This is a genomic window from Mesorhizobium sp. M0184 (genome assembly GCF_040322215.1).
Taxonomy (GTDB): domain Bacteria; phylum Pseudomonadota; class Alphaproteobacteria; order Rhizobiales; family Rhizobiaceae; genus Mesorhizobium.
Map to the genome: position 1 here is coordinate 19,178 of NZ_JAMYSZ010000024.1, position 24,230 is coordinate 43,407.

The window sequence follows — 24,230 nt, forward strand, 5'->3', positions numbered from 1 at the left end:
GGGGTGCGCATGGCAAAGCCGTTGCTCGAAATGTCGGCCGCGAGGGTCTTCTTCGATGGCATCTTCACCAGCCCGCGCGTCGCCCATCCGGAAGGCGTGGCCATCCATCGCGACGGCTCGATCTGGTGCGGCACCGAAACCGGCGACCTGCTGCGCTTGGCCGCCGATGGCGGCTCGGTCGAACGCATGGGCGGCACGGACGGCTTTCTGCTCGGCATCGCCTTCGATAGCGCGGGAAACTGTTTTGCATGCGATTTGAGACATTCGGCGATCTTTCGCTGGGATGCCGCGACGGCTGGTATGCAGCGCTTCGCCTCGGCCGGCATCCGCGTGCCGAACTATCCGATCGTCGACGAGACACGCGGCTGGCTCTACGTGTCGGACAGCGTAGGCGAAGACAACCGCTCCGGCATTTTTCGCTACGATTTGAAGACCGGCGAAGGCGGCCTGTGGTGCAGCGAGACCATGGCCTTCGCCAACGGCATGGCGATGGCACCGGGTGGCGATGGGCTTTACGTCGTGGAAAGCCATGCGGCCTGCCTCAGCTATGTGCCGATCCGTGCCGACGGCACGGCAGGACCTCGCCAGCTCGTCGTGGACGGCGTGAGCAACGTTCCCGATGGCGTCGCCTTCGCACCGGACGGGTCGCTGTTCATCTCTTGCTACGAGCCGAGCCGCATCTACCGCTGGCGAAAGGATAGCGGGCTCGAGGTGCTGATCGAGGATCCGGCGGCAACGACGCTCGCCCACCCAACCAACATTGCCTTCAAGGGCGACAAGCTCTACACCGCAAATCTCGGCCGCTGGCACATCACCGAAATCGACTTGACGGCGATTTCCTAGATCGGGCCGAACCGGGCGGCGCTGCCCTATCCCAGCCGCCCGTGACTCGATCGGATGCGCAACACCTGCACCCGCGACGGCAACTCGATCAGGAACTCTTCGTCCCGCTCGAGATGGTGGATTTTCGTCGGATCGCCGCCGGTGAAGGCCGCCATCGCCTCGACATTTTCCCAATAGGAAATCGTCACGAATTCCGAATGGGTCGGCGTGTCCTCGCGAAAGGTCTGCACGCCCAGCGCCTTCTCGATCAGCAGCTTGATGCCGGCTTCATAGTTGTAGCTCTCATAGGCGTCTGCCTTCTCAGGCAAGGTTCTGCCGCGCCAGACACGGGCGATGGTTGGAGTTTTCTCTGTCATGGCCATTGAATTCCTGCTGTCTCGAATCGTTCCGACCCGGCATTCGGCTTGGCAAGGCCAGCCAGGGAATGCATCTGCCAGCGACGGTTTTGGCCCCCCGGTTGACGTGGGCGCTACCTCCGCTAGGGGCCTCATTGCCGACCGCTAGGAGACCTACTCCTGATCCTCGGCGCCTCCTCCGTGGAAGAAGGACCGGATTTCCTGCATGTCGACGCTGCCGTCACCGTCCTCATCGACGGCGTTGAATATCCGCCCGACGAAATCCTGGACTTCGCTCTGAGAAAGCGCGCCATCGCCGTCCGCATCTACTATGGCGAACATCATGCGCATCTTCGCGCCATGCATCCCGCGTGCAATGCCGCCGCGCCCTCCCATCTCCCACCCTCGCTCAGGTGGGCCCATCCTGTAGCCGCGATGCCAGTGACCTCGCCGTTCTGTCCAGGGCGCGCGATCCTCTTGCATTCTCTCCTCCAGCATCTCGGTCATCATCTGGCGCATCATATCGCGCATGGCATCCTGGCTCTGCCCGCTCATTCCGGGCGACGGTTCGGCGCCACGATCCGGTGCCGGCGCGGCGGGCGCAGGTGGGCTCGTCTGGCCGAATGCCGGCGCGGCCAACATGGCCAGCGCCGCGGCAATTGCAGTGGTTTTGCTTGCGAGCGTCATCGTATTCTCCATCGGTATGAATTGTAGCCGAATATGTCTGCATCCAAGCCAAACCGGCTGCTCGCCTCATGGTTCCTGGGCAGTCGGCACGGCGGTGGAAAAGTCCGCCTGATCGCGGCAACGAAAGCGGCTCACCCACGTTGCCATTGATGCAAAGCTCCACCAGGAGGAAAAAATGGCCGACGATAAGAGCAAGCGAGATTTCCGCGAGCGCGACCGCGTTGCTGCGGAAGACGACCGTGAAGTCGAGTATTTTGCCCAACAGAACGGCATCACCGCCGACCAGGTCCGCCAGCTGATCAAGAGCTTCGGCAATGATCGCGGGCGCCTGACCGTAGCTGCGAAAGCGTTGCGAGGGATTTCACCTGCCGGAGCCGACGAGGTGACCAGGGAAGCCCGCCAGCAGGCGACACCCATGCATCTCGGCAAACCCGACGAGTGATGCCGGGGGCAACTGCTCTGCCGCTGCCGCGGGCATCAGAACTTGCGGCTCAGATAATCCGAGTCGCGCAGTCCGAACCGCCACTCGGCATCGACAGCCTTGGAAATGCCGATCCGGCGGCCTGTTAGAACGGCGCCGGCGTCGCCCGGCTGCCTGAATTCGAATGGCGGCACGTCCAGCGGCAGCCCGTCATGGGATTTGTCGATTGCCAGCGCCTGGCAAAGGCGGCCCGGTCCCGAGCAAAGCAGCCGGGGATCGTCAAGGCCGCGATTGGCCCGCATCACCTCCAGCCCGGATTGCGGTTCGATTGCGCGGACAAGCACGGCACTGCCGGGCAGGCACACGGCATTGAGGCACCAATGCAGGCCATAGGAGCGATAGACATACGCGCTGCCTGGGGCGCCGAACATTGCGCCGTTGCGCACCGTCCTGCCACCGAAAGCATGCGAAGCCGGGTCATCCGGGCGATAGGCCTCGGTCTCGACGATGATGCCGCCAACGCCGTGCAAAAGCAGCGTGGCGCCAATCATGTCGCGCGCTACGATGGCGGCGTCTCGGGCAAAGAATTGATGGGTCGTAGTCACTGTGTAGCAGACTCGTTCACGCCTGACCTGGCGCGTCAGCAAGGTCCCGGACCGGACACGAAATGTCCAGCCACTGCTCTCGGATCTGCGATATTCAGCGCAGCATGGCTGCGCCGATGAAAACTGCAGCGGCCAGCACGACGATGGCGGCAATCACCATGACTGGCCCATATCTGCTCGGTTGGACGTCGGGCTCATCCGCCAGCGGGCGCATCGCATTGGCATAGCTCGCCTGGTTGGTAAACTTCGGCGTTTCATGGCGCGCGGCAGGGCTCTTCGGCGGAGCGTTGCCGGCGGATTCCGCGTCCGTTTCCATGGGAGCCGCAGCCGGATCGATGCCCGGGGTCTTGTCCCCTTCGCGCCCGGCGTCGATATCGCCCCGCGCTTGAGCCGGGCTTCGCCCAAGAGGTTCTGCGTCGGTCATCGTCGAGGTCCTTTCAGAGCATCGGCCTCAAGCATTCTAACCTGCGTCTCATTTCAAAGTTCCCCCTTTTTGAAGTTCCAACGAGTGGAAACCGCCTAGGCCTGCTTCCAGGAACAACCGGCGATCGAGCGGGTTGAGCAAGCATCGGGAGAGCAACATGGACTTGGTGCGCCACGCGCCCAGATCGGCAGTTCAAAACAGGCTCCAGCGCATGATCTACTTCACCGCCGACACGCATTTCAGCGACCCGCGCATTTTGCGCATCGACCGCCGCCCGTTCGGCTCGCTGGCGGAACATGACCGGTCGCTCATTGCGTTCTGGAACGAGACTGTCGGGCCGGACGACGAGGTCTGGCATCTCGGCGATTTTGCCAGGGGATCGGCCGCGTTCGTGTCGTCGCTTCTGGCGTCTCTTCATGGCAGCAAGCATTTGATCATCGGCAACAACGATGCTGCGGCCACCATCGAGGCCACGGGTTGGGCGAGCACGCAGCACTACAAGGAGCTGGCGCTCGACGGCAGCCTGCTGATCCTTTGCCACTACCCTTTTCGCACCTGGAACCAGATCGGCAGGAAATCGATCGACCTGCATGGCCATTCCCACGGCAGGCTGACCCCGGTCACGCGCCAGTATGACGTCGGCGTCGACAGCTGGGATTTTCGTCCGGTCACGCTGACCACCATCCTTGCCAGCCGCGGCCGAAGGGCGGCGCGGCAAAGCCGTCAAAAAGTCGAGTGATCGAAAGTGCCGGCCGTGCGTTGAGGAATTTCAACGCCAGGGAGCACGCCATGAACAGACGTGAACTGATCGATGCCGACGGCGGCAATCATGCCGCAAAACCCATTCCGCGCGCCGCGTTCGATAGCACCTTGGCCCTGCTGCGCGAAGGCTATGACTTCATTTCGGCCCGCTGCCGGCGCATGAACACCGACATCTTTGCCACGCGCCTGATGCTGCGGCCGGCAATCTGCGTCCGCGGTGCCGAGGCTGCCGAGATGTTTTATGGCGGCGACCACTTCACCCGAATTGGTGCGATGCCGCAGACCACGCTGCGTCTGCTGCAGGACAAGGGCAGCGTCCAGGCGCTCGACGGCGCCGCTCACCGCCACCGCAAGGCGCTTTTCCTGTCGATCCTGTTGGATGGTGACCAGATCGAGCGGCTCCGCGCAACCTTCCGTCGCGCCTGGCTCGACCAGCTGGAAGACTGGCAGCGGCGTGACGAGATCGTCCTGTTCGACGCCGTAAACCTCGTCCTGACCCAGGCGGCAGCGGATTGGGCAGGCATCCCCGCCGACAAGGATCGCGCCGAACTCTGCCGCGAGCTCAGCGGCATGGTCGAGAACGCCGGCGGCGTTGGGCCGTCGACCATGCTGGCGCTGTGGCGGCGACGCCCGACCGAACGCACTATCGGCGAGCTCGTGCGGCGCGTTCGAAGCGGCGCGCTTGATTTGCCGGCAAACAGCCCGGTCCGCCTGGTCAGCGAATATGTCGATGCCGAGGGAATGCTGCTCGATCTTGCCAGTGCCGCGGTCGAGATCATCAACATCATCCGGCCGGTTGTCGCCATCGGCCGCTTCATCATGTTTGCGGCGCTGGCGCTTCACCAGCACCGCCAATGGTACGATAAGTTCGCCGCCGGCGATGACGACGGGCTGGAAGCCTTCGCCGAGGAGGTTCGCCGGCTCTATCCGTTCTTCCCGTTCATCGGCGGCCGCGCCCGCCACCCCTTCGAATGGAAGGGCTACCGCTTCGGCAAAGGCGACTGGGTTCTGCTCGACCTGCACGGCACCAACCACGATCGCCGCCTGTTTGTGGAGCCGGCCCGATTTATCCCGGAGCGCGGCTTGAGCTGGAAAACCCACGGCTTCGACTTCATCCCGCATGGCGGCGGAGATCCGGCGACTACCCATCGCTGCCCCGGAGAAGCCGTCACCGTCGCGCTGATCATGGAAGCGGTTCGCCTGCTGACGCGGTCGATGGCCTACCGGGTGCCTGATCAGGATATGACCGTCTCGCTTGCCCGCATGCCGGCGCGGCCGAAATCCGGGTTCAGGATAGATAATGTGCGGCAAAAACCCGGCTGAAAGGCTGCCGGTCGAACCGGAACCTCTGCGGAGCTGAGGCGTTCGAAAATTGCAAGGCGTAAAGGCAAACGCAATGGCTCAGAAGATCACGACAGGCGCGAACGACCGGCCGCGCAATGAAACCATCGGCCAATCCGGCGAAGGCCTGCCGGACGACAGCAGCAGGCCGCTCGAGGTCGACGAAGGCTGGGTCGCCCGGCTGAGAAACAAGCTGCAGGGCAAGCCCCGGCAAGCCGGTCAGACCAACACGGACGAAGTCCCCGCAGGCACTCCAGGCGCTGGCGAGAATATTTGCCGCCGCTGTGCAGGGTCAGGCATGATCGACGGCCGCACCTGCCCCGAATGCGGCGGAACCGGCAAGGTGACGACGCCGATAGGCGGAGGCTGAGCAATTCCAGGAAAAGTGTGAAGCGGTTTTCCGTCCGGTATTTGCGTCAAACAATAAGATAGACCGGTTCTGCGTTTCCGCGGAACGATGAACCGTCCAGCCCCGGTCAGATCGCCGGCACCCACTTCCAGAACACGCCTTCCTTGCGTTCGGGGTAGTGCTTGAACTCGCATTCGAAGCGCCAACCGTAATTCTTCGCGGCGGCAAGCGCCTCCTTGCTGACCGGGTTCATGCCGGTTCCCGGCGCAAACCAGTCCTCCAGCAAGTCGTCGGGGATATAGGCGCCGATCCTCAAAGGCAGCTTTTCGAGGACGACATCCATTTCAGGTGGTGCGGACACGGGGCGCTCCTTAGAAATATACCCAGAAACAAATCGTTCGAAGCCGATTGGGTTCCAGATCATCGCTAAGGTGGAAGGTGGCGTGATGGGCGACGTGTCGGAGATACTGCCTATGGATCTGCATATTCCAGGCTGCCCGCCGCCGCCGGTGAACAGACATCCTGAAAGGTCTGCTGGCGCTGCTTGAGGGGGTGAATCCGAAGGCGAGGTCGTCCAGGAGTTAAATGCCGATACCTCTTGACGTTGGCTGTTTCAACGCTGCTGGCAATCTGCCACTGTCTCGAATCGGGGACAGAATATTGGCGATTCGAGGGATTTGGGACAAGGAATGCAGAATATTGTTCGCGCCATCCTCGAATACGTCAGCGAGACAAGACATCTGCACACACTGTCCTCCTCTACGGAGAATACGTTCTATCCCGCAATCAAGACATTGATTACGGCGGTACTAAAGGAAGGCCGACTTCCGTTCCAAGTACGGGTAAACACATCGGAATCCAATGCGAAGGCACGGGACATGCCCGACTTCGTTCTTGGCGACGACAAGATGTTTGTCGGCGTCTATGGCGAAGTAAAGCGGCCAAGCGCTTCGCTTGAAGACCTCGCCGTTTCGATGGAACAGAACGATCAAATCGGCCGCTATCTCGCGCAAACCGGTGTGGTGTTGATTTCAAATGTCCGGAGCTTCGGCTTGCTCGCATGCGTCGCGGGCTATGACCGCCCGGTAACAGGCAGCGTTCCGCCCGACAAGCGAGCGCTGATCAAGACCATAGATGTATGGTCCGGCGTCACCGGTGCGGGACCACACGCTAAAGTCGATGACGTGGCAGTTGCGGACTTGTTGGAAATCTTCGAACGGTCCGTCACCGACTATGCCCCGCTTGCCGATCCTTCCAGCTTGGCGAAGGGTGCTTGCGAGACAGGCTCGCGACGCGAAGGACCAACTTCCCGGTGACCTGAAAGCTGTCAAACCATTGTTGGATGACTACCGCCAAGCGCTTGGCCTTTCCTTCGACATTGACGACGAAAAGGGGGATCGGTTCTTCCGATCTTCATTGGTGCAAACGGCATTCTATTCGCTGTTCGCCGCATGGGTGCTGTGGGATAAGTCCAAGGAGGAAGAACGCATCAAGGCAATTGCTAAAGGCCGTCCGGTTCCCGCCAAAACTCGCTTCGAAATCGACGACGCCCACAGCTACCTTCCGATCCCGTTCCTCGATGCGCTCCTTCACGACATTCGTCATCCGAAGAGACTGAAGGCACTTGGGCTTGAGGATCATCTTGCCCGTGCCATCGCGACATTGAACCGTGTTCATCGCCCGTTGTTTCGGGCACGCATGACTTTCCCGACGATCGATGAACAAACAACGGCGGCGGCGATCACCTATTTCTATGAACCCTTCTTGGAAGCCTTCGATCCGAAGCTTCGCGACGATTTGGGCGTTTGGTACACGCCCCCGGAAATTGTGCGTTATCAAGTGCGTCGGGTTCACCACATCCTGAAGACCGAACTCAATCTCCCACGCGGCCTTGCCAATCCCGATGTTGTCGTCCTGGACCCATGTTGCGGCACCGGCGCATATCTCTTGGAAGTGGCACGGTGCATTGCCGATGAAGCGAAGGCGGATGGGGACGAATCCGCAATCGGCTTAGAACTGTCCCGCGCCTTCCATGAACGGGTGATCGGGTTCGAAATCCTCACCGCGCCTTTCGCTGTCGCGCAACTGCAACTCTATCTCTTGCTCGACAGCCTGGGAGCAAAGCCGGACCCGGACAAGCGCTTGACAATCTTTCTCACCAATTCGCTTTCCGGTTGGCGGGATAGCGGCGACGTCAAATTGACCTTCCCTGAGATGCGCGAAGAGTTCGATGCCTCTCAAGAGGTAAAGCGAAATGCAAAAATCATCGTCGTCATCGGCAATCCGCCCTACGACGCATTTGCAGGTGCAGCACAAGCCGAAGAAGCGGAGTTAGTCGCACATTATAAGGGCGTCGAACTTATCGATGACATCGATTCCAAAACGAAACAGGTGAAGCGCAACGAATTCGGCAACCCGAAAAAGAAACAGCGCGGGCAAAGCGCGCTTTATTTCGACTATGGTGTTCGCAAACAGCTCCTTGATGATCTGTATATCCGCTTCTTCCGTATGGCCGAAGAGCGCATCGGCGAAGTGGCAAAATTTGGTATCGTCTCCTACATTTCGAATTCGTCATATCTAACTGGGCGTTCGCACCCGATCATGCGCAAGTCGCTATTGTCGAACTTCCATGATGTTTGGATAGACAATCTGAACGGCGATAAATACAAAACGGGCAAACTTATTCCGGAAGGATTGTCAGGCGCTGGCACTTCGGACCAAAGCGCATTCAGCACGGATATGGATGCCCGCGGCATTCAGCCGGGAACTGCCATTATCACGCTTGTGAAACGGGCTGAAGCCAAGACCGAGCCAACGGCAACAGCGGTTCACTACCGCGACTTTTGGGGCTTGGCGAACGCCAAGCGGGCCGCACTTGTAGCCGCCTTACCTACCGGCGTGGGTAATTTGTCAGCACCGTATGATCTTGTTACCCCGACACGCGAAAACCGTTGGCGTCTGTCGCCAACGATGGTCGAAGGTGGCTACGAAGCATGGCCCGCTTTGGATGAGCTCTTTCCAACATCTTATCAGGGTGTGGAACCAAGCCGTGGCCTGTCTGGCACAGTTATCGACACTGACAAACGCGAACTAACTCGACGAATTCAACATTACCTTGGTGCGTCGAATTTTGACGAAGCAATAAGTCTGCATCCAGCTTTTTCGGAACAATACTCACGATATGACGCCCAGAAAGAATGGGATTCCGTACGGAAAATAGGCTTTTCCGAGAGTAAGATTGTAGAAAATCTATTGTTTCCGTTTGATCAGAGGTATTTGTACTACGAAGTTAGCGGCAAATGGTTGAACGAAAGCCGCCCTGAATTTGATAAGAACCTCAAGGGTAACGAGTTCTTTGTGACGGTGCCTGAGCCGCGCAAATTATCAGAATCGCGCCCGGTTTTTTCATCAACCCTCACAAATCGGCATGTTCATGAACGAGGATCCGCAATACTTCCGCGCGAAGTTCAAGAGGGGTTTTCTGCCGAACGGTATGCCAACCTATCGGAAGCAGTTTGGCGCGCTTTAGGCGTGCATTTTAAGCTTACCGAACCAACTGAAACAGCCCGTCGATTTACATTTTTAAGGGATAGCGATGTTGCCCGCGACTTTGTGGGCAGGCTTTTTCGCGTTGGCTTCGCGATCCTTCACGCACCAGCTTATCAGGCCGAACACAAGAGCGCACTTTCGGCCGATTGGGCGCATCTGCCCATTCCGAAGGATCCCGATCTTTTCGAACAACTTGTCGCCAAGGGCGAACAGGTGACGCGCCTTCTCGATGCGAACCGCGACGCCCGCGACGTGATCGACATTGTTCTTGGGCGAGAGCGCGCTGCACTGCTTGGGCCGCTGAAGCGCGATGATGGCAGCAATCTTCGTCCCGGTGATTTGAAGATCAATGTCACCTATTGGGGTGGAGGCAAGGGCCGATGGAAGCCCCGACCATTCACCATCGACGATGCCCCGAATGAGATGTGGGGCGCTGACGTTTGGGGGGAACGCACTGGTGACCTCTACATCAATGATGATGCGTTTTTCTCCCACGTCCCTGAAGCAGTTTGGACCTATCAGCTTGGCGGCTATCCCGTTCTCAAGAAATGGCTCGGCTACCGCCAAGCCGATCGGCGCGACAACAACTCGTTGACCGACGATGAACGCAAATGGTTTCGTCAAATGATCCAACGCATCGCCGCACTTCTGGCACTCGGCACGGAACTCGACGTTTTGTACCAGCAAGCAGCGGCGAACGCCTTCACCGCCGCGGAATTGGGGATTGATCGGTAGTTTACGGAAGCTGCCCTTCCCGAGAGATGGGTGACCTATGTGTCTGGGTTGGACACAAGAAAATTTGGCGCACCCGACAGGATTCGAACCTGTGACCTCTGCCTTCGGAGGGCAGCGCTCTATCCAGCTGAGCTACGGGTGCCTTCAGGATCGGTGATCCCAAAAACGAACCAGCCGGTAAACCGGCCAGCCACGGCTTCTTAGCGGAAGCAGGCGCCGGCTTCAACGGGCAATCGCCAGCGGGCTCAAGTTGCCGTAGCAGCCCGGGGGAGACAGACACCGTCCCGTCCGGCGCCCCCGCCTGCTCATTCGGTCACGGTAAGCACTGCCTTGCCGCTGATGCTGCGCTGCCGCAGCGCGTCGAGGGCCTGGGCTACATCCCGCCACGGCACGGTGAGGACTACGCGCGTTTCGAGCCGGCCGGCTGCGATCGGCGCGAGCAGCGAGGCGATGTCGGCGCCAACCTCCGGACCGGAAGCGTAGTAGGCGAAGGTCTGCAGCCGCGCACCTTCGTGCCCCGGAACGAACTGGCGGAAGCCGATGGGCGTGAGTTCGCCGCTGCTCGAGCCGAACATGACGACGGTCCCGTCGGGCGCGATCCGTTCGATCGCGTGGGCGAGGCTATCGCCGCCCACCGATTCGGTAATCAGCGAGAACAGTCCTTCGGCCAGCTCGATCGTTTCGACGACCCGTTCGGCTCCGAGGCCGCGGAGATCGTCGGCATGCCGTTCAGCGGCGACCGCCACCACCGACGCGCCCTGCTGGCGGGCGATCTGGATCTGGAAACGGCCGACCGCGCCGCTTGCGCCGGTAATCAGGACCCGCTGGCCGGCCAGGTCGCCGCCGAGGCGCAGGGTCCGCAGCGCGGTCGTGCCCGCGACCGGAACAGTGGCGGCGGAGACGAAGCTGACGTCGTCCGGCAGGACGGCGAGGTGGTCGGTCGGAACGGCGACCCGTTCGGCCCACCCGGCCTCGTCGACCAGAGCCGCAACCCGGGCGCCGACGGCCGGCCCGGAGCCGTCGGCCGCGGCGCGCTCGACAATTCCGGCGACGTCCTGACCAGGCACCCAGCCGTTCGGACGGATGTTGAGCAGGCGCAGTTCGCCGCGGTTCAGCGAGACTGCCCGGACCGAGACCAGCGCCTCATGCGGGGCGGGCTCGGGCTCACCTAGCTCGGCGAGCCGCAACCCGGTGGCGCTGTCGGAAGATGTGACCAAGGCGAGCATTGGTATCGTCCCTTCTTGCTGCGTGGCGGACGCCAGCCTGTTTTCGTGCGCCGGGCTTGTTGGTCCGACGTTCAGAACGCGAGCAGGGCATGACTAAATGGAAGCCCGCCTGTCGGCTTCTGAGTTACTCATCCCTAAACTATCGACTTTCCTGTTTGAGTAATTTAGATATCTTGGCAGTCGATCGCTAAAATCAGTCAATATGAGACAGCCTCTCCGCTACCCCTGGCCTTTCGATCCGGATGATGTCCTCGCCCCGGCAATCGCCGTGCGCGTTGACGTTACCGAAACCAGGGCGGAGGTGCCGGACCACCACCACCGCAAAGGGCAACTCGTCTTCGCGCTGGGCGGTGGCGTCACATGTCGCGTCCCCAGCGGCCTGTGGATGGTGCCGCCGCATTGCGCGGTGTGGATTCCCGGCGACATGGAGCACAGCAATATCGCGACCGCCAATGCCCGGATTTTCTTCGTCTATATCGAACCGGGAGCTACCGACCTGCCGGACCGGTGCTGCACGCTTTCGATCACGCCGTTGCTGCGCGAGCTCATTATCGAGCTGGCGGATCGCGACGAGGACGATGACGCGAGGGGCGAGCTCCTGACCAGGGTTCTGCTAACCGAACTGCCGCGCATGCCTGTTCAGCAGCTACACCTGCCGATCTCGTCCGAGCCGCGCTTGAGGCGGATCGCCGCGGCGCTGGCGGAAGATGCGGCCGACCGTAGCACCCTGGCGGAATGGGCCAATCGCGTTGCGCTCAGCGAGAGCAGTCTCGCACGTCTCGTGGTAAAGGAGACAGGGCTGACCTTCGGGCGCTGGCGCCAGCAATTGCACTTGATCGTCGCAATGCGCGAGCTGGCCTCCGGCGCCAGCGTGCAGCAGGTTTCGGCCGATCTCGGTTACGAATCGGTCACCGCCTTCATCACCATGTTCAAGAAAGCGCTTGGCAAGCCGCCGGCAAAGTATCTCAGCAGTGTCGCGCAAAACGGCGGCTCTGCGTTTGTCGCCTGAACCCGCACGCGGTCAACACTCGGACTTCAACTGTCACTGCTCCTCGGCATACAGCAGCCGCGTCTTTGCCTCGGAGGTCGGCAACAGGCTGCGCTGGATCAGCGCCTCGACATGGTCGTTGCGCTGGCGGGCGCTGTCGGCGCCCATCACCACGATGATCAGCCTGTGCCCGTCCGCATTATAGGAGGTGACGATGTTGAAGCCCGAAGCCCTGATGTAGCCGGTCTTGATGCCGTCGACCCCGCGCACCCGGCCGAGCATGTCGTTGTGGCCGCGCACCAGCCTGCCGCGGAACATGAAGTCGCTTTCAGAGAAATAGTGGAAATGCTGCGGGAAGCGGGCGTGCAGCGCCATGCCGAGCACCGCCATGTCGCGCGCGCTGGTGTGCTGGTCGCCGTCCGGCAGGCCCGAGGCGTTGCGGAAAACGGTGCTGCTCATGCCGATCTGGCGCGCCTTGGCGCTCATCATGCCGGCGAACGCCTCTTCGCTGCCGCCGAGATATTCGGCGACGGCGACCGCCACGTCATTGGCCGATTTGACGACGACGGCGCGGATCGCCGAATCGACGTCGATGGTCTCGCCGCGCCTGAACCGCAGCTTGGTCGGCGGCTGCCGGGCGGCGTTGTCCGACACCGGGATTTGCGTCTCCTTGCTGATGCGGCCCTGGTCCAGCGCCTCGAACAGGAGGTAGAGCGTCATCATCTTGGTCAGTGACGCCGGATAACGCGGCGCCGTCGAATTGACCTCGAACAGCGTCTTGCCGGTGCCGGCATCGATGACCATGGCGGCATATTTCTGCGGCGGCGCCGGTACCGCCAGCACGCTGTCGGGCGGCGTGACAGTCGTGCAGCCGGCAGCAAACAGCAGCAGCGCCAGCACAGCGACGCATTTGTGGATGGACGAAAAGAACCGGAAGGCGGACAAGTCAGTTCCGAAGGCAGGCTGTTTCTGAGACGAGGCGAAGCTATCTTAACGCAAAGGCACAGTCCATTTGGTTAATATCGCTCGGGGCCTCGAACGGTGCCCTGTCCACAGGCCGACGTGGCGCCGCCTGATGTGAATTGCCGGCCACCGCGCTTGCGCAATCGGCGGCGAGTGGGCTTTGCTGGCGCCGGCAGAATCGGGCCGCCAGAATCGGGCTGGCAGAATCGGTAGGTGCACATGGATACGGTCACGATCACGGCGAAGGGCATTTCGGTATCGGTCGATCTTGCCGTCGGCCATCTCGCCGACATGACGGTCGATATCGATGGCCGCCGGCTGAAGCCGCTGCATCGCGCACCCTGGGTCGGCGAGCCGCGCGAGATGCTGCCGAAAGACCTGCCTGAAGGGACGGTCCACCTGTCCGGCGATTTCCTGTGCGCGCCGTTCTCGATCAGCGACGTCGAAGCGGCACCTTTGCATGGCTGGCCGGCAAATAGTCGCTGGGACGTCGTCGACAGCGCGGCAACGACCGATGGCTGGCGCGCCGTCTTCCGGCTGCAGCGCCCGATCATGGGCGCGACCGTCGACAAGATCCTGACCTTGCGCGACGATCATCCCTTTCTCTATCAGGAGCACGTCTTTTCCGGCGGCTCCGGCGCCATTCCCGTCGCCCACCATCCGATGACGGTGATGAAGACCGGCGGTAGGCTGGCGTTCTCGCCGAAGCGCCTTGCCGCGACGCCGAACGAGCCGCCGGAGCCCGATCCGGCCCGCGGCCGCTCGTTGCTCGCCTACCCGGCGCGAACCGCCGACCTGACGCGCTTTCCCGCCGCCAACGGCGGCACGATTGACCTGACCACCTATCGCATGGACCAGCTGCGTGAGGACTTCGTGACGCTGGTCGAGGCCGATCATGGCGGGCCGGGCTGGACCGCGCTGGCGCGCCAGGCGGAAGCCGATCTCGTGCTGGTGCTGAAGAACCCGGCCGAACTGCCGGTCACCATGCTGTGGGTCAGCAACGGCGGGCGCGATTATGCGCCATGGAGTGGCCGCCACCGCGGCGTGCTCGGCATCGAGGACGGCCGCACGGCCGTCGGCCACGCCGCATCGCTCGGCGACAACTGGCTGAAGCGCGAAGGCGTGGCGACCGCCTTTGCCCTTTCCGAAGGGCGCCGCTTTTCGTTCCGCCATGTCATCGGCGCGCTGCCATGGCCATCCCGCGAGCCGCCGCACGACGTCACGACCTCGCCGGGCCGCATGCGCATCCTGGCGGCTGACGGTGCCGTGCGCGACATCGCCTTCGACAGCGATTTCCTGCGGATCGGTCAATCCGGGCCCGATTGAAGGCTTGGCACAATCCGGCGTTTGAAATTTTCGAAAACTGCCGCCAAAATGCGCCAGAACCACCGTAAGGGGGCCAATGTCAGAAATCGCCCATATCGCTGCTGCCATTTTCAAGCGCGCCGGCAAGGCGCCGCGCTTCATCGTTGCCATTGCCGGTCCGCCCGGCGCCGGCAAGTCGACATTGTCGACAGGCTTGCACGACCTGCTGCCGGAAGGCACGGCGGAAGTCGTGCCGATGGATGGCTTCCATTACGATGACGTCGTTCTCGATCGACGCGGCCTTCGCGCGCGAAAAGGTGCTCCGGAAACCTTTGATTTTGCCGGCTTCGAAGCGCTGCTGAAGCGCATCCGCGCCGGCGAGCCGGATATCGCCATCCCGGTCTTCGACCGCAGCATGGAGCTGTCGCGCGCCGCCGCTGCGATTGTCGCCGCCGACACCAAATTCATTCTGGTCGAAGGCAATTATCTCCTGCTCGACGAGGAACCCTGGACGCGGCTGGCGCCGCTGTTCGACTTCTCGATCTTCGTCGATGTGCCGCGCGCCGAGCTCGAGCGCCGACTGCTGGCGCGATGGCACGAGCACGGCCGCTCCGACGAGGACGCGCGCGCCTGGATCGCCTCTAACGATATGCCGAACATCGACCGCGTGCTTGCCCGTCGGCGGCCCGCCGACCTGGTGGTCGGCGACCTGGCCTGACTTGCAAGGAACCGCCCGGCCGGAACCTTGACAGTTTCAGGCCGTTATCCCGGACACGGCAATTGTGCCCATGAGGGAACCGTTCGATGGAAACCATGGCAAGAAAGCCTGCGCCCGCCAAGGGCAGGGCAACACGATCAAAGGCCACTCGAGTGAAAACCAGCGCCGGCCCGGCAGCGGCGGCCCGCTCCAAGGATGCGGCAAAGCCCAGCTTTGGCAAGGCAGCGCCGAAGAAGGTGGTGCCTGCCGCGGCCAAAGCCGCTGCACCCAAGCCCAAAAGATCGGCAAGCAGCAGAGGATCGATCGCAGGCAGCGCAATGCGCACTGTTAAAGCAACGGCCAATGTCGCCGCCGGTGCCGTGCTTGCCACCGCCAAAGGTGCGGCGTCGCTTGCTGCTTCCGTAGTCGGCAAGGGCGGCTCAAAACCCCGGACCAAGGCAAAATAGCCGAGCGGAATCGACGTAAGATCAGCTTCTGGCCGGAATGGTGAGGCCCCTCTGCACCGCCGGCCGGGCGAGGCCACGCTCCAGCCATGCGCCCACGCTGGGGAAATCGTCGAAACCGACGAGTTCCCGCGCCTCGTAGAAGCCGATCAGATTGCGCACCCACCCAAGCATCGAAATATCGGCGATGGTGTAATCGTCGCCCATGATCCAGCTGCGGCCCTTGAGCCTCGTTTCGAGGACGCCGATCAGCCGTCGCGACTCGTCGCGATAACGTTCCAGCGGGCGCTTGTCGGCGATTTCGCGCCCAGCGAATTTATGGAAGAATCCGACTTGGCCGAACATCGGCCCGATCGAAGCCATCTGGAAGAACACCCACTGGATCGTCTCATAACGCAGCGTCGCGTCTGCCGGGACCAGCTTGCCGGTCTTGTCGCTGAGGTAAAGCAGGACGGCGCCGGATTCGAACAAGCCGATCGGCTTGCCGCCCGGGCCGTCCGGATCGATCATCGCCGGTATCTTGCCGTTCGGGTTCAAAGACAGGAATTCCGGGGTCCAGCTCTCGTTCTTGCCGATATCGACGGCATGCGGCTCGTAAGGCAGGCCAAGTTCCTCCAGCGCGATCGATATCTTCACCCCGTTCGGCGTCGGAAACGAATAAAGCTGGATGCGGTCGGGGTGGCTCGCCGGCCAGCGCCTAGCAATCGGAAACGCGGACAGATCGGTCATCGAAACTCCTGGTAGGGGACCGCGCCGAGCGGCACGGTCATGGCGGGTCGCAGAGAGTTAGGCGCGACGCCTGGCGCGATCAATATGCGCATGGAAAGTTTCGCCGGCCCCCGGTGAAGGACCCGCAAGGGGTGGGATCACACGGCCTTGACCGCCAGCACCGCATTGGTGCCGCCGAAGGCGAAGCTGTTGCTGATCGCGGTGCGCACGGTGCGTTCGCGCGCCACGTTCGGCGTGATGTCGAGATCGCAGTCGGCGTCGGCTTCCCGATAATTGGCGGTCGGCGGCACGATGCCTTCGCGGATCGCCATCACGCAGGCGATCATTTCCAGCGCGCCGGAGGCGCCGAGGCAGTGGGCGTGCATCGATTTGGTTGAGGACACCGAAAGCTTGTAGGCATGGCCGCCGAACACGCGTTTGATCGCCGCCGTCTCGATCTGATCGTTGGCCTTGGTGCCGGTGCCATGCGCGTTGAGATAGTCGACGTCCTCGGGATTGAGCCCGGCATCGACGAGGCAGAAGCGCATCGCCGCCTCAGGCCCTTCGATGGTTGGCGCGACGATATCGGAGGCGTCGGCGGAAAGGCCGACGCCGGCGATTTCGGCAAGGATGGCGGCGCCGCGCGCCATGGCATGCTCATATGTTTCCAGCACCACCATGCCGGCGCCTTCGCCGAGCACGAGCCCCTGGCGGTCGCCCGAAAACGGCCGGCAGGTGTCCGGCGACAATACCCGCAGGGCCTCCCAGCCCTTGAGGATGCCCCAGACCAGCGGCGCATCGGTGCCGCCGGCGACCATGACGTCGGCCCGGCCGAGCCTGATCTGATCGACCGCCGAGGCAATGGCGTGGTTGGATGACGAGCAGGCAGAGGTGATGCCGAACACCGGCCCGCGCAGACCAAGATTCATGCTGACATGGCCGGCTGCAGCGCCCGGCATTACTTTCGGGACGGTGAAGATGCCGGCGCGGTTCTTGCCTTCGAGCAGGATGGCGCGATAGTTCTCTTCGATCGCCTCCCAGCCGCAGACGCCGACGCCGACGATGGTGCCCATCCGGTAGGTGTTGGCCGCGTGCGGGTTCAATCCCGCCTGCTGTGCCGCCTCCCGCGCGGCGATCGTCGCCAGAAGGCTGAAGCGGTCCATCGACACGACCTGCTTGCGGTCGATGCCGTGCTCGGGAAGCGCCTTGATTTCGCAGCCGACCTTGACCTTCAGATCATGCAGCAGCGGATTGTCGATCGCGCCGATTGCCGAACGGCCGGCGCGCATTTCATTCCAGATTGCCGATGCATTGGTGCCGAGCCCGCATAATCCGCCGATGCCCGTGATGACGACGCGCTTGTGCATTCAGTCAGGCTTTTTTCGCGATCAGCGCGCGAACCGCCTCGACCATGTCGCCGACATTCTTCAGATTGCTCCAGGCATCGACAGTGTTCATCTCGATTTCGATGCCATACTCTTCCTCGAGATCGAAGATGATCTCCGTCAGTTCCAGCGAATGGATGCCAAGGGCGGTCAGTTCGGTACTGGTGGTGATTTCCTCGCCGCCCGGCTCGGCATGAGCCTTGATCTTGGCGATGATATCGTTTGCCAGCTGGTCAGCCATTCGGTTTCTTCCCCAACTCTGTCGTTTCCCGACGCCAACTGATCAGCGCCCCTTTTGTCCTCGATTACGTCGTCATCGTCGCCTTTTACCCCCGCCAGGCGCCGGTGACCGTACCAAGGTGGCTCCCTCTATAGAAACCGAAACGCTGTCAAGCAACAAGCTATATATCGACAAAGCCGCCGCAGTGCTTAACGTTGGTGTCGTGGATACGATCGCATATAGCTTGACTTCAGTGCCGCCGGCCCAGCGTGTTGCCGGCGTCGCGCGGCTTGGCTGCGACTGGAACGGAGGCCGCACGCGTCTTCGGCGTCTGTACCAGGACGGTTCAGCCAAGATCCGCATGCCGGCGGTCTCGGCCGATCCGCTCGAAGCCGTCCTGATCAACACCGCCGGTGGGCTGACCGGTGGCGACCGTCTCGCCTGGGAGGTCAATGTCGGTGCCGGCGCCTCCGCAACCATGACAACGCAGGCCTGCGAGAAAATCTATCGCGCCGCATCCGATCGCGCCGAAGTGCGGGTGCAGCTGACTGTCGGGGAAGAAGGCCACATTGCCTGGCTGCCACAGGAAACCATCGTCTTCGACCGCTCGGCCTTTGCCCGCAGCCTTGACGTGGAGCTTGCCACCGGAGCCGAGGCGCTGATCCTGGAGGCCACCGTCTTCGGCCGCCTGGCCATGGGTGAACGGGCCACGCAAGGCCATTTCCACGACCGCTGGCGCGTCCGCCAGGACGGGGCGCTGGTCCATGCAGAGGAGTTCCGCATCGGGCCGGACATTGCGGCCGCCTTGAACCGTCCCGCAGCGGCCGCCGGTGCTGTCGCCGTGGCGACGCTACTGATGGTGTCGCCACGGGCAGAGGCTTTGCTCGAGCCGGCCCGGGGCATAGTCGGCGGCCAGGGCGGCGTCAGTTTCTGGAGCGTGCGGAAATCTGGCAAGCTTCTTGCGAGGCTGTTCGCCGAGGACGGCTACCAGCTCCGCAAGCGGCTGGTGCCGCTTGTCGAATTGCTCAACGGACGGGCGGGCCTGCCCAAATTATGGTCACTCTGATTTCGATTGTGCCACTGCAGGAAAAAGCATGAATCTGACGCCGAGGGAGAAAGACAAGCTGCTGATCGCCATGGCGGCGATCGTGGCCCGCAAGCGGCTCGAACGCGGCGTCAAGCTCAACCATCCGGAAGCGATCGCGCTAATCACCGATTTCGTCGTCGAGGGTGCCCGCGACGGCCGCGCGGTCGCCGAGCTAATGGAGGCCGGCGCCCATGTCGTCACCCGGGCCCAGGTGATGGAAGGCATTGCCGAAATGATCCACGATGTGCAGGTCGAGGCGACGTTTCCAGACGGCACCAAGCTGGTGACCGTGCACGAGCCGATCAGATAACACCGCCAAGGAGAGGAAATGCTTGAGCTGCGTCCCAACTGCGAGTGCTGCGACAAGGATCTGCCGCCCGACGCGACGGATGCGGTGATCTGCACCTTCGAATGCACCTTCTGCGCCGACTGCGCACAAAACGTGCTCGGCGGCGCCTGTCCGAATTGCGGCGGCAACTTCTCGGCCCGCCCGATCCGTCCGGCAGCGCTGCTGAAGAAATATCCGGCCTCCACCAAGCGCGTCCTCAAGGCAGAGGGCTGCGGTCCGGCCCGCAAGGCAGCGTGAGAGGGATGATGATCTCAAAGATGGAAGGCACGCCGATGATCCCCGCTACGATGAAACGCTCAACGCTGTCGGCGGTCCTGTTGCTGGCGGCAGCAATGCCAGCCTATGCCCATGTCGGCGTCGGCACGGTTTGGTCCTTCACCGCCGGCTTCTCCCACCCGCTCTCCGGCCTCGATCACATGACGGCGATGATTGCCGTCGGGCTATGGGCCGCGCTCAAGGGCGACAAAGCGATCTGGGCATGGCCGCTGGCCTTTGTAAGCGTCATGCTGGCCGGCGGCGCGCTCGGCATGCTGCATGTGCCGATGCCCTTCGTCGAGCCGGCCATACTGGCGTCCGCCGTGGCGCTGGGGCTGCTGGTTGCGCTCGCGGTCGATCTTCCCGTCTCGGCCGGCGTCGCCGTCATCGGCCTGTTCGCGCTGTTCCACGGCTACGCCCACGGCACCGAGGTGCCTGAAAATACCGGCGGGCTCGGCTATATGGCGGGCTTTGCCTTTGCCACCGCGCTGCTCCACGCCGTCGGCATCACTGCCGGTCTCAACCTCGGCTGGCGTTTCCGCGGGCTTGCCCGCGCCACTGGGGTCGCCTGTGCCGCGATTGGCGCCGGCCTCGCCTTCGGCGTCCTGTGAGGCCGCGATGATCCCCGGCGAAATCATCACGGCAAGCGGCGAGATCGAACTGAACAAGGGACTGCCGACGGTCACCATAAAGGTGGCCAACAGCGGCGACCGGCCGATCCAGGTCGGCAGCCACTATCATTTCTTCGAGACCAATGAAGGGCTGAGATTCGATCGCGACAAGGCGCGGGGCATGCGCCTCGACATCGCCGCCGGCACCGCGATGCGCTTCGAGCCCGGCCAGGAGCGCGACGTTACGCTAGTGCCGTTCGGCGGCAAGCGCGAGGTCTACGGATTTCAGCAGAAGATCATGGGCAAGCTGTGAGATCGACCGCATCGGCTGCAGATGCTCACCAGAGCTTAGCCAGGGGAAGCTTAACCGGGCGGCTTGGCCGCCGCATAGATGACGACCTTTCCCGGATCATCGAATTCAACCGCCAGAACGTCCTCGGTCTGCACACGCCGCGAGTCGATCGCGTTGAACAGCAATGCGTTCGCCTCGATCTCCTTGCGCAACTCCGCAATGTCGTCCCGATGTTGCCTGACCTTGTTCTCGATCGCCGGCGGCGGGCCGCCTTCGGTGCGCGCGGCGTCGGTAAGAAACACGATATCGACCTTGTCGAGCTTGGATGTCTTGCGCACGGCAGCGATGTTTTCACGCGTGCGATCGATCGCCGAGCTGACCTTGCCAGCTTCCGCATTTGTCTTGGTCTCTTCCTGCCCGACCTCCGAGCCGACGATCCGGTTGACGGTCTCGGCGCTGTCGAGGCTCTGCGCGTTCAGCGCGGCGTGCGGAATGCTGGCTGCCAAAAAAGCGGTCGCAGCAATCCCATGCAGCCGTCTGGTGTCGGAGAAGGTGGTGATCGCCATCGCTCGTTCTCAGGGTCCTTTTCGAGGCTGGTGTCAGGGCGACAGGACCGAAACGTAACTTCCCCTGTGAAGGTTCCCTTTGCGAGGCGGCGGGCTGATCTTGTGCCGGCCCGCCGCCTCGTCTCGTCAGCTCGCTTTCTTGGTGATCAGCGTCAGCGCGCCATTGGTGCTCATGCTGGCGGCGATCACCTGCGCCGAGGTGAGCCCTTTGGCTTCGAGCGCGGACTTGACCTCCGGCGTCGCGTCGATCGAGCCGCGCAGTTTCTGCAGGTCGGCGTCGCTGCGCTTGGCGATCACCTGGTTGACCTTGGCCTGAGTGTCCGCCGGCAGATCCTTGATATCGACGACATTGATCGCCTGGATGGTGGGCGCCTGCGGCTGCGCCCCGGGCGCGGCTGGAGCAGGCGCGGCCGGCGCCGGACTGGGCTGCTGCGCAGGCTGTTGCTGGGCGCTGGCGGCGGTTGCGAGCACCAGCGTGGCGGCGGCTGCCAGAAGGATTGTTTTGCGCATGGATGTTCCTTTCCATCGATTGGCAAGTGGTCGTTTTGGGGTGGCCCGGCCACCTCAAACGCTAAATGGGATCGGAAAGTGTCGCTCAGCGGGTCATTGCGTGACCATAGGATGGCGGCAATGTGGGACCCGGCTTCGACCAGACTGTATTTCGGGAGCAATTGCTGATGGCTAGAATCACCCGCGCCGCCTATGCCCAGATGTACGGCCCGACCGTCGGCGACAAGGTCCGGCTCGCCGACACCGAGCTGTTCATCGAGGTCGAAAAGGATTTCACCCTTCACGGCGAGGAGGTGAAATTCGGCGGCGGCAAGGTCATCCGCGACGGCATGGGCCAGAGCCAGGTTTCGCGGGCGCAAGGCGCTGTCGACACCGTCATCACCAATGCGCTGGTCGTCGATGCCGTCGCCGGTATCGTCAAGGCCGACATCGGCATCAAGGACGGCCGCATCGCCGCGATCGGCAAGGCCGGCAACCCGGATACGCAGGACGGCGTCGGCATCATCATCGGCCCGGGCACCGAGATCATCGCCGGCGAAGGCAAGATCCTGACCGCCGGCGGCTTCGACGCGCATATCCACTTCATCTGCCCGCAGCAGATCGAGGAAGCGCTGATGTCGGGCATCACCACCATGCTCGGCGGGGGCACCGGTCCGGCGCATGGCACGCTGGCCACCACCTGCACGCCTGGGCCGTGGCATTTGGCACGCATGATCCAGTCTTTCGACGCCTTCCCGATGAATATCGGCCTGTCGGGCAAGGGCAACGCGTCGCTGCCCGCCGCGCTCGAGGAGATGGTGCTTGCCGGCGCCTGCTCGCTGAAGTTGCACGAGGACTGGGGCACGACGCCGGCTGCAATCGACTGCTGCCTGTCGGTCGCCGACGATTACGACGTGCAGGTGATGATCCACACCGACACGCTGAACGAGTCCGGCTTCGTCGAAAACACGGTCGCGGCGATCAAAGGCCGCACCATCCATGCCTTCCACACCGAAGGCGCCGGCGGCGGCCACGCGCCTGATATCATCAAGGTGTGCGGCTTGCCCAACGTCATTCCGTCTTCGACCAATCCAACCCGCCCCTACACGATCAACACACTGGCCGAACACCTCGACATGCTGATGGTCTGCCACCATCTGTCGCCGTCGATCCCCGAAGATATCGCCTTTGCCGAAAGCCGCATTCGCAAGGAAACCATCGCCGCCGAAGACATTCTGCACGACATCGGCGCCTTCTCGATCATCTCGTCGGACAGCCAGGCGATGGGTCGTGTCGGCGAAGTGGCGATCCGCTGCTGGCAGACCGCCGACAAGATGAAGCGCCAGCGCGGTTCGCTGCCGCAGGAGACCGGCAACAACGACAATTTCCGCGTCCGCCGCTACATCGCCAAATACACCATCAATCCGGCCATCGCGCATGGCCTGTCGAAGGACATCGGCTCGGTGGCGGTCGGCAAACGCGCCGACCTTGTGCTGTGGAACCCGGCCTTCTTCGGCGTCAAGCCGGACATGGTGCTGATCGGCGGCATGATCGCCGCCGCTCCCATGGGTGACCCCAACGCCTCGATCCCGACGCCACAGCCGATGCACTACCGGCCGATGTTCGGCGCCTATGGCAAGGCGATGACCAATTCATCTGTGACCTTCGTTTCCAAGGCCGCGCTCGACGCCGGCCTGCGCGACAGGCTCGGCGTCGACAAGCAGATGGTGGCGGTCGAGAACACCCGCGGCGGCATCGGCAAGCATTCGATGGTGCTCAACGATGCCACGCCACATGTCGAGGTCGACCCCGAGACCTACGAGGTCCGCGCCGACGGCGAATTGCTCACCTGCGAGCCGGCCACCGTGTTGCCGATGGCGCAGCGCTACTTCCTGTTCTGAACCATAGGCGCTAGAACGCCCGATGTAGAACGTGCCGCGCGAGGCCTATGGACCAGCAACTTCCTTACGCCCACGACATCTTCCCGCATATCCGCATCGTCCTGGGCATGGTGATCGGCCTTGGCGTCACCCGCCTTTTGTCGGGGCTCGCCCGCATCGTCCAGCATCCCGGCCAGTACCGGCTCTATCCCGTGCATCTGGCCTGGGTCGCGTCGGTGCTTTTGATGCTGGTGCATTTCTGGTGGTGGGAGTTCGGTCTGTTCCAGATCGAGAATTGGACCTTCGGCAAGTACCTGTTCATCATTTTCTACGCCGTCACGCTGTTCCTGCTCTGCGCGCTGCTGTTCCCGGACTCGATGCTGGACTACACCAGCTATGAGGATTTCTTCTATTCGCGCCGGGCCTGGTTCTTTGGCCTGCTGGCGGCGACCTATCTGCTGGACGTGGTCGATACGCTGCTGAAAGGGCCGGCGCATTTCGCCCATTTCGGCGTTGAATATTTGATCCGCACGCCGGTTTTCGTCGCGCTTTGCGTCGTTGCGATCCTGCTGCGCGACCGCCGCTTTCACATCGCCTTTGTCGCCGCCGCGCTTGTCTACCAGATATCGTTTATCCTGCGGCTCTTCGACACGATCGTTTGAGCGCCATTGGGGCGGGGAACCGGATAGTCTAG

The 24,230-nt window shown here is 62.5% G+C and carries 30 protein-coding genes, 1 tRNA gene and 1 pseudogene; 19 read left to right on the forward strand and 13 right to left on the reverse strand.

The features are described from left to right. Positions 1-9: 9 nt before the first annotated feature. Positions 10-843, forward strand: coding sequence for an SMP-30/gluconolactonase/LRE family protein (locus NKJ23_RS24595; protein WP_352588733.1), 834 nt, complete (start codon positions 10-12; stop codon positions 841-843). A 26-nt stretch (positions 844-869) separates the two neighbouring features. Here the strand turns inward: NKJ23_RS24595 and NKJ23_RS24600 are convergent, their stop codons facing one another. Beyond that, positions 870-1,199 carry a hypothetical protein gene (locus NKJ23_RS24600; RefSeq protein ID WP_352682973.1) on the reverse strand — a complete coding sequence of 110 codons (330 nt, stop codon included), beginning with the start codon at positions 1,197-1,199 and terminating at the stop codon, positions 870-872. Positions 1,200-1,352: 153 nt separating this feature from the next. After that, entirely contained in the window at positions 1,353-1,865 is a 513-nt protein-coding gene (locus NKJ23_RS24605; RefSeq protein WP_352682975.1) for an EF-hand domain-containing protein, read from the reverse strand. 175 nt (positions 1,866-2,040) lie between these two features. Here NKJ23_RS24605 and NKJ23_RS24610 point away from each other — a divergent pair, with 175 nt between their 5' ends. Further along, positions 2,041-2,307: a DUF3606 domain-containing protein gene (locus NKJ23_RS24610; protein ID WP_352473022.1), complete on the forward strand. Its 267-nt coding sequence runs from the start codon at positions 2,041-2,043 to the stop codon at positions 2,305-2,307. Between the two features lie 35 nt (positions 2,308-2,342). On the opposite strand, the gene NKJ23_RS24615 is transcribed toward NKJ23_RS24610, so the two are convergent. Next, entirely contained in the window at positions 2,343-2,891 is a 549-nt protein-coding gene (locus NKJ23_RS24615) for a DNA-3-methyladenine glycosylase (protein ID WP_352682977.1), read from the reverse strand. Positions 2,892-2,985: 94 nt separating this feature from the next. Further along, positions 2,986-3,315 carry a hypothetical protein gene (locus NKJ23_RS24620; protein ID WP_352682979.1) on the reverse strand — a complete coding sequence of 110 codons (330 nt, stop codon included), beginning with the start codon at positions 3,313-3,315 and terminating at the stop codon, positions 2,986-2,988. Between the two features lie 211 nt (positions 3,316-3,526). On the opposite strand from NKJ23_RS24620, the gene NKJ23_RS24625 reads away from it, so the two are divergent. The 3 genes from NKJ23_RS24625 to NKJ23_RS24635 all read left to right on the forward strand — a co-directional run bounded on the left by NKJ23_RS24625 (position 3,527) and on the right by NKJ23_RS24635 (position 5,788). Beyond that, positions 3,527-4,054 carry a metallophosphoesterase gene (locus tag NKJ23_RS24625; protein ID WP_352473019.1) on the forward strand — a complete coding sequence of 176 codons (528 nt, stop codon included), beginning with the start codon at positions 3,527-3,529 and terminating at the stop codon, positions 4,052-4,054. A 50-nt stretch (positions 4,055-4,104) separates the two neighbouring features. Then, positions 4,105-5,400, forward strand: coding sequence for a cytochrome P450 (locus NKJ23_RS24630; RefSeq protein ID WP_352682981.1), 1,296 nt, complete (start codon positions 4,105-4,107; stop codon positions 5,398-5,400). A 73-nt stretch (positions 5,401-5,473) separates the two neighbouring features. After that, on the forward strand, positions 5,474-5,788 hold the full coding sequence (locus NKJ23_RS24635) for a hypothetical protein (RefSeq protein WP_352540042.1): 315 nt from the start codon (positions 5,474-5,476) through the stop codon (positions 5,786-5,788). Between the two features lie 106 nt (positions 5,789-5,894). Here NKJ23_RS24635 and NKJ23_RS24640 read toward each other — a convergent pair whose 3' ends face one another. After that, positions 5,895-6,128, reverse strand: coding sequence for a hypothetical protein (locus NKJ23_RS24640; RefSeq protein WP_352682983.1), 234 nt, complete (start codon positions 6,126-6,128; stop codon positions 5,895-5,897). A gap of 82 nt (positions 6,129-6,210) precedes the next feature. On the opposite strand from NKJ23_RS24640, the pseudogene NKJ23_RS24645 reads away from it, so the two are divergent. The 3 genes and pseudogenes from NKJ23_RS24645 to NKJ23_RS24655 all read left to right on the forward strand — a co-directional run. Beyond that, positions 6,211-6,352: pseudogene (locus NKJ23_RS24645) on the forward strand (hydrogenase); the annotation flags it as partial. 104 nt (positions 6,353-6,456) lie between these two features. Next, positions 6,457-7,083 carry a hypothetical protein gene (locus NKJ23_RS24650; RefSeq protein WP_352682985.1) on the forward strand — a complete coding sequence of 209 codons (627 nt, stop codon included), beginning with the start codon at positions 6,457-6,459 and terminating at the stop codon, positions 7,081-7,083. A 22-nt stretch (positions 7,084-7,105) separates the two neighbouring features. After that, positions 7,106-10,051 carry a type ISP restriction/modification enzyme gene (locus tag NKJ23_RS24655; RefSeq protein ID WP_352682987.1) on the forward strand — a complete coding sequence of 982 codons (2,946 nt, stop codon included), beginning with the start codon at positions 7,106-7,108 and terminating at the stop codon, positions 10,049-10,051. A gap of 65 nt (positions 10,052-10,116) precedes the next feature. On the opposite strand, the gene NKJ23_RS24660 is transcribed toward NKJ23_RS24655, so the two are convergent. Then, a tRNA-Arg gene (locus NKJ23_RS24660) sits at positions 10,117-10,193 on the reverse strand. Between the two features lie 163 nt (positions 10,194-10,356). Next, positions 10,357-11,277 carry a zinc-binding dehydrogenase gene (locus tag NKJ23_RS24665; protein WP_352682989.1) on the reverse strand — a complete coding sequence of 307 codons (921 nt, stop codon included), beginning with the start codon at positions 11,275-11,277 and terminating at the stop codon, positions 10,357-10,359. A gap of 202 nt (positions 11,278-11,479) precedes the next feature. On the opposite strand from NKJ23_RS24665, the gene NKJ23_RS24670 reads away from it, so the two are divergent. Beyond that, a complete protein-coding gene (locus NKJ23_RS24670; RefSeq protein WP_352682991.1) occupies positions 11,480-12,286 on the forward strand; it encodes an AraC family transcriptional regulator in 807 nt (268 codons plus the stop codon). A gap of 33 nt (positions 12,287-12,319) precedes the next feature. Here NKJ23_RS24670 and NKJ23_RS24675 read toward each other — a convergent pair whose 3' ends face one another. Then, entirely contained in the window at positions 12,320-13,210 is an 891-nt protein-coding gene (locus tag NKJ23_RS24675) for a D-alanyl-D-alanine carboxypeptidase family protein (RefSeq protein WP_352682993.1), read from the reverse strand. A 237-nt stretch (positions 13,211-13,447) separates the two neighbouring features. Between NKJ23_RS24675 and NKJ23_RS24680 the strand changes: the two genes are divergently transcribed. The 3 genes from NKJ23_RS24680 (at position 13,448) to NKJ23_RS24690 (ending at position 15,697) form a co-directional block, all read left to right on the forward strand. Continuing rightward, complete coding sequence (locus NKJ23_RS24680) at positions 13,448-14,554, forward strand: hypothetical protein (protein WP_352682995.1); 1,107 nt, start codon at positions 13,448-13,450, stop codon at positions 14,552-14,554. Positions 14,555-14,630: 76 nt separating this feature from the next. Continuing rightward, positions 14,631-15,251, forward strand: coding sequence for a nucleoside triphosphate hydrolase (locus NKJ23_RS24685; RefSeq protein WP_352449496.1), 621 nt, complete (start codon positions 14,631-14,633; stop codon positions 15,249-15,251). 152 nt (positions 15,252-15,403) lie between these two features. Next, on the forward strand, positions 15,404-15,697 hold the full coding sequence (locus NKJ23_RS24690) for a hypothetical protein (protein ID WP_352682997.1): 294 nt from the start codon (positions 15,404-15,406) through the stop codon (positions 15,695-15,697). A 21-nt stretch (positions 15,698-15,718) separates the two neighbouring features. Here the strand turns inward: NKJ23_RS24690 and NKJ23_RS24695 are convergent, their stop codons facing one another. From NKJ23_RS24695 to NKJ23_RS24705, 3 genes are all read right to left on the reverse strand, one after another. Beyond that, positions 15,719-16,423 (reverse strand): glutathione S-transferase family protein, encoded by a 705-nt coding sequence (locus tag NKJ23_RS24695; RefSeq protein ID WP_352683000.1) that lies wholly within the window; start codon positions 16,421-16,423, stop codon positions 15,719-15,721. 137 nt (positions 16,424-16,560) lie between these two features. Further along, positions 16,561-17,769 (reverse strand): beta-ketoacyl-[acyl-carrier-protein] synthase family protein, encoded by a 1,209-nt coding sequence (locus NKJ23_RS24700; RefSeq protein WP_352474750.1) that lies wholly within the window; start codon positions 17,767-17,769, stop codon positions 16,561-16,563. Between the two features lie 4 nt (positions 17,770-17,773). Further along, complete coding sequence (locus NKJ23_RS24705) at positions 17,774-18,028, reverse strand: acyl carrier protein (RefSeq protein WP_023677013.1); 255 nt, start codon at positions 18,026-18,028, stop codon at positions 17,774-17,776. Positions 18,029-18,251: 223 nt separating this feature from the next. On the opposite strand from NKJ23_RS24705, the gene NKJ23_RS24710 reads away from it, so the two are divergent. The 5 genes from NKJ23_RS24710 to NKJ23_RS24730 are packed head-to-tail and all read left to right on the forward strand — an operon-like array spanning position 18,252 to position 20,622. Further along, complete coding sequence (locus NKJ23_RS24710) at positions 18,252-19,073, forward strand: urease accessory protein UreD (protein ID WP_502902566.1); 822 nt, start codon at positions 18,252-18,254, stop codon at positions 19,071-19,073. A gap of 28 nt (positions 19,074-19,101) precedes the next feature. Beyond that, positions 19,102-19,404, forward strand: a complete 303-nt coding sequence (locus NKJ23_RS24715) for an urease subunit gamma (protein WP_023677011.1) — start codon at positions 19,102-19,104, stop codon at positions 19,402-19,404. Positions 19,405-19,422: 18 nt separating this feature from the next. Continuing rightward, on the forward strand, positions 19,423-19,680 hold the full coding sequence (locus tag NKJ23_RS24720; RefSeq protein WP_352492190.1) for a DUF1272 domain-containing protein: 258 nt from the start codon (positions 19,423-19,425) through the stop codon (positions 19,678-19,680). A 35-nt stretch (positions 19,681-19,715) separates the two neighbouring features. Further along, entirely contained in the window at positions 19,716-20,309 is a 594-nt protein-coding gene (locus NKJ23_RS24725; protein WP_352683071.1) for a HupE/UreJ family protein, read from the forward strand. Positions 20,310-20,316: 7 nt separating this feature from the next. Continuing rightward, positions 20,317-20,622: an urease subunit beta gene (locus NKJ23_RS24730; RefSeq protein WP_352683002.1), complete on the forward strand. Its 306-nt coding sequence runs from the start codon at positions 20,317-20,319 to the stop codon at positions 20,620-20,622. 50 nt (positions 20,623-20,672) lie between these two features. Here NKJ23_RS24730 and NKJ23_RS24735 read toward each other — a convergent pair whose 3' ends face one another. Further along, on the reverse strand, positions 20,673-21,167 hold the full coding sequence (locus NKJ23_RS24735; protein WP_352683004.1) for a hypothetical protein: 495 nt from the start codon (positions 21,165-21,167) through the stop codon (positions 20,673-20,675). Positions 21,168-21,293: 126 nt separating this feature from the next. Next, positions 21,294-21,677, reverse strand: a complete 384-nt coding sequence (locus NKJ23_RS24740; protein ID WP_352525811.1) for a hypothetical protein — start codon at positions 21,675-21,677, stop codon at positions 21,294-21,296. Positions 21,678-21,844: 167 nt separating this feature from the next. Between NKJ23_RS24740 and ureC the strand changes: the two genes are divergently transcribed. Beyond that, positions 21,845-23,557 (forward strand): urease subunit alpha, encoded by a 1,713-nt coding sequence (ureC, locus tag NKJ23_RS24745; RefSeq protein ID WP_502902567.1) that lies wholly within the window; start codon positions 21,845-21,847, stop codon positions 23,555-23,557. Positions 23,558-23,604: 47 nt separating this feature from the next. Further along, on the forward strand, positions 23,605-24,198 hold the full coding sequence (locus tag NKJ23_RS24750) for a hypothetical protein (RefSeq protein WP_352525812.1): 594 nt from the start codon (positions 23,605-23,607) through the stop codon (positions 24,196-24,198). The last annotated feature ends 32 nt before the right edge of the window (positions 24,199-24,230 follow it).